A 3771-nucleotide genomic window follows, 5' to 3' on the forward strand; every position below is an offset into this window, starting at 1 on the left:
AGGGCGCGTCCGGCGACCAACCGCTGGGCGAGCTGCTGGAGCGAGCCCTGGCCGATCGCCAGCGCGAACTGGAGGCCCTCAAGACGCCCTGGCGCATCTGGGCCGACGAGTTGCAGGCGCTGCTGGATGCGGCCGTCGCCGCCAAGCAGGTGGATGCCCGCAAGATCCAGGCGCGCTACTACACCCCCTGGCTGAGCAAGCTGCGCGACTGGGCGAGCGGCGAGGAGGATCGCCTGGAGCTCGGCACCGGCTTCAGCCGCTTGACCCCCGATGGCCTGGCCGAAGCCTGGAAGGGCGAGCCGCCGGTGCACCCCGCCCTGGAGGCCATGGCCGTGCTGCCCGAGCGCCTCGCCGCGCTCAGCGATCCGGCCGAAACCGCACTGCGCCATGCCGCCGCCTGGGTGCGCCAGCGTTTCGACCGGGAGAAGCGTCAGCGCGCGGAAATGGGCTTCGACGACATGCTCAGCCGTCTGGACGCCGCCCTGCAGGGCGACAACGGCCCGCGCCTGGCCGAGGTGATCCGTCGCCAGTTCCCGGTGGCGCTGATCGACGAATTCCAGGACACCGACCCGCTGCAGTACCGCATCTTCGACAGCCTCTACCAGGTCGAGGCCAACCGCGACGACTGCGGCCTGTTCATGATCGGCGACCCCAAACAGGCCATCTATTCCTTCCGCGGCGCCGACATCCACACCTACCTGCGCGCCCGGCGTGCCACCGCCGGGCGCCACTACAACCTGGAGAAGAACTTCCGCTCCAGTGAGGACATGGTGGCGGCGGTGAACGGCGTATTTTTACGCGCCGAACAGCGCGAGGGTGGGGAGGGGGCCTTCCTGCTGCGCGACGGTCTGCCATTTATCGACGTGAGCGCGCAGGGGCGCAAGGAAACCTGGACGCTGGACGGCCAGGCACAGCCGGCGCTGAGCCTCTGGCACCTGGCGAGCGACGAGCCGCTGGCCAAGGGCGCCTACCTCGATGCCCTGGCCGGCGCCAGTGCCGGCGAGATCGTGCGCCTGCTGGATCTGGGCCAGCAAGGGCGCGCCGGCTTCAGCGGGGAGGATGGCCTGGTCGCGCTGCGCCCCAGCGATATCGCCGTGTTGGTGCGCGACTTCAACGAGGCCCAGGCCATCCGTGGCGAACTGGCCGCCCGCGGCGTGCGCAGCGTCTACCTGTCGGACAAGGATTCGGTGTTCGCCGCCCAGGAGGCCCGCGACCTGCTGCTGTGGCTGCGTGCCTGCGCCGAACCGGACCAGGACCGTCCGCTGCGCGCAGCGCTGGCCAGCGCCACCCTGGGCCTGGCGCTGGACGAACTGGAGCGGCTCAATCTCGACGAGCGCATCTGGGAGCGCCGGGTCCTGCAGTTTCGCGACTATCGCCAGCGCTGGCAGCGGCAGGGCGTGCTGCCGATGCTGCGTCAGTTGCTACAGGACTTCGCCCTGCCGCAGCGGCTAATGGGCCGCGAGGACGGCGAGCGGGTGCTGACCAACCTGCTGCATCTGGCCGAGTTGCTGCAGCAGGCCGCCGCCGAGCTGGACGGCGAGCTGGCGTTGATCCGCCACCTGGGCGAGCTGCTGGCCGGTGATGGCCAGGCCGCCGAGGAGCAGGTGCTGCGCCTGGAAAGCGACGAGGCGCTGGTGCGGGTGGTGACCATCCACAAATCCAAGGGCCTGGAATACCCCCTGGTGTTCCTGCCCTTTATCTGCGCCTTCCGCCCGCTGGACGACAAGCAACCGCTGCAGGTGCATGACGGCCAGCGCCGGCGCCTGGTGCTCAAGGCCGACGAGGACACCCTGGCGCGCGCCGAGCGCGAGCGGCTGGGCGAGGATCTGCGCCTGCTCTACGTGGCCCTGACCCGCGCGCGCCATGGCTGCTGGCTGGGCGTGGCGGACCTGAAGATCGGCAACGGCAGGAAATCGCGGCTGCACGAGTCCGCCCTCGGCTACCTGCTGGGCGGCGGCGTACCGCTGGCCGCTAGTGCGGATCTTGCCGGCTGGCTAGCGCCATTCGCGGACGCGCCGCGCAGTGCGCTGGCCCCGGTGCCGCAAGCCGGCGAGCAGCGCTATCGGGCGCAGGACGACGAACAGTTCGTCCCCCGTTGGCGCACCCCGGCGCGGCGCGCCGCCGAGCACTGGTGGATCGCCTCCTACAGCGCCCTGCGCCTCGACGAGGACGCGCCGGCCTGGGGCAACCGCTATGAAGACGCCGCACCGGACAGCCCGGCCATGCAGAGCGCCAGCGACGACGAGAGCTCGGAACTGGCCCTGCCGCCGCTGCCGGCCGCGGCCCTGGGGCTGCATCGCTTTCCCCGCGGCCCCAATCCCGGCACCTTCCTCCACGGGCTGCTGGAAATGGCGGCGCGGAGGGCTTCGCCCAGCTCGCCGCCGATCCCCTCGCGCTGCGCGAGGCCCTGGCGCGGCGTTGCCAGCGGCGCGGCCTGGAAAGCTGGATCGATCCGCTGCAGCAATGGCTGCAAGGATTGCTGGTGCAGCCGCTGCCGCTTGGCGACGGCGAGGCGGTCTGCCTGGCCGAGCTGTCGCAGTACCAGGCGGAGTTGGAGTTCTGGTTCGAGGCTCGGGCGGTCGACGTGCGCCGCCTGGATGAGCTGGTGCAGCGCTGCGAGCTGCCCGGCATCGCCCGGCAACCGCTGCGCGCGGACACCCTGAACGGCATGTTCAAGGGCTTTATCGACCTGGTGTTCGAGCACCAGGGGCGCTACTACGTGGCCGACTACAAGTCCAACTGGCTGGGCGTCGACGATGGCGCCTACACCCACGACGCCATGGCGGCGGCTATGGCCAGCCACCGCTACGACCTGCAGTACGTGCTCTACGTGCTGGCCCTGCACCGACAGCTGCGTCTGCGCCTGGCGGAATACGACTACGACCGTCACCTGGGCGGCGCGCTCTATCTGTTCCTCCGCGCGCCGGCACACGGCGTCTACCTGGCGCGGCCGCCGCGTGAGCTGATCGAGCAGCTCGATGCACTGTTTATGGGTGAAGCCGAGGAGGCCATGGCATGAGTCCGACCCTGTCGCCGGCGCTGCGCGAGCGCGCCGAACTCTTCGTCCTGCTGGCCGCCTGGAGCGAGCGCGGCTGGCTACGGGAATTGGACCGCGCCCTGGCGCAGTTCCTCGCCGAGCTGGACCCGGATGCCTCGCCGCTGCTGATCCTCGGCGCGGCCCTGGCCAGTCATCAACTCGGCCAGGGGCATGTCTGTTTGGATCTGGCGGCGACCCTGGCCAACCCGGACTTCACCCTGTCCCTGCCGCCGGAAGGCGAGGATGCCGAGACCGCGACGCTGCTGCCGTCCCAGGTATTGGCGGGGCTCGAACTGGGTCAGTGGCTGGCGGCCTGCGCCGGCAGTTCGCTGCTGGAGGACCCAGGCGCGCCGCTGGTGTTGGCCGGTTCCTGTCTCTATATGCGGCGTTACTGGGACTACGAGCGCCGCGTGGCGGGCAATATCGCTCAGCGCCTGCAAGCAGGCTCCGCGGCGCCGGCCGATCTCCCGGCGCGTCTGGCCACGCTGTTCCCCGAGCCCCTGATCCTGGCTGGCGAGCGCCTGACCGACTGGCAGAAGCTGGCCTGTGCGCTGGCGGCTCAGGGGCGCTTCACCCTGATCACCGGCGGCCCCGGTACCGGCAAGACCACCACCGTGGTGCGCCTGCTGGCGTTGCTGCAGGAGGCGGCGATGGCCGCCGGGGCACCGCTGCGTCTGAGTCTGGCGGCGCCCACCGGCAAGGCGGCGGCGCGCCTCACCGAGTCCATCGGCGGG

Annotated in this window: 1 protein-coding gene and 1 pseudogene; both read left to right on the forward strand. The window is 70.9% G+C overall.

Annotation, left to right across the window (positions count from 1 at the left end; all coding sequences use genetic code 11):
* Positions 1-3019, forward strand: a pseudogene (recB, locus tag N878_RS14830) (exodeoxyribonuclease V subunit beta); the annotation flags it as partial.
* A partial coding sequence (locus N878_RS14835; RefSeq protein ID WP_021444411.1) for an AAA family ATPase occupies positions 3016-3771 on the forward strand: 756 nt, incomplete at its 3' end. The pseudogene recB and the gene N878_RS14835, both read left to right, overlap by 4 nt.

The organism is Pseudomonas sp. EGD-AK9, assembly GCF_000465935.2.
Taxonomy (GTDB): Bacteria; Pseudomonadota; Gammaproteobacteria; order Pseudomonadales; family Pseudomonadaceae; genus Aquipseudomonas.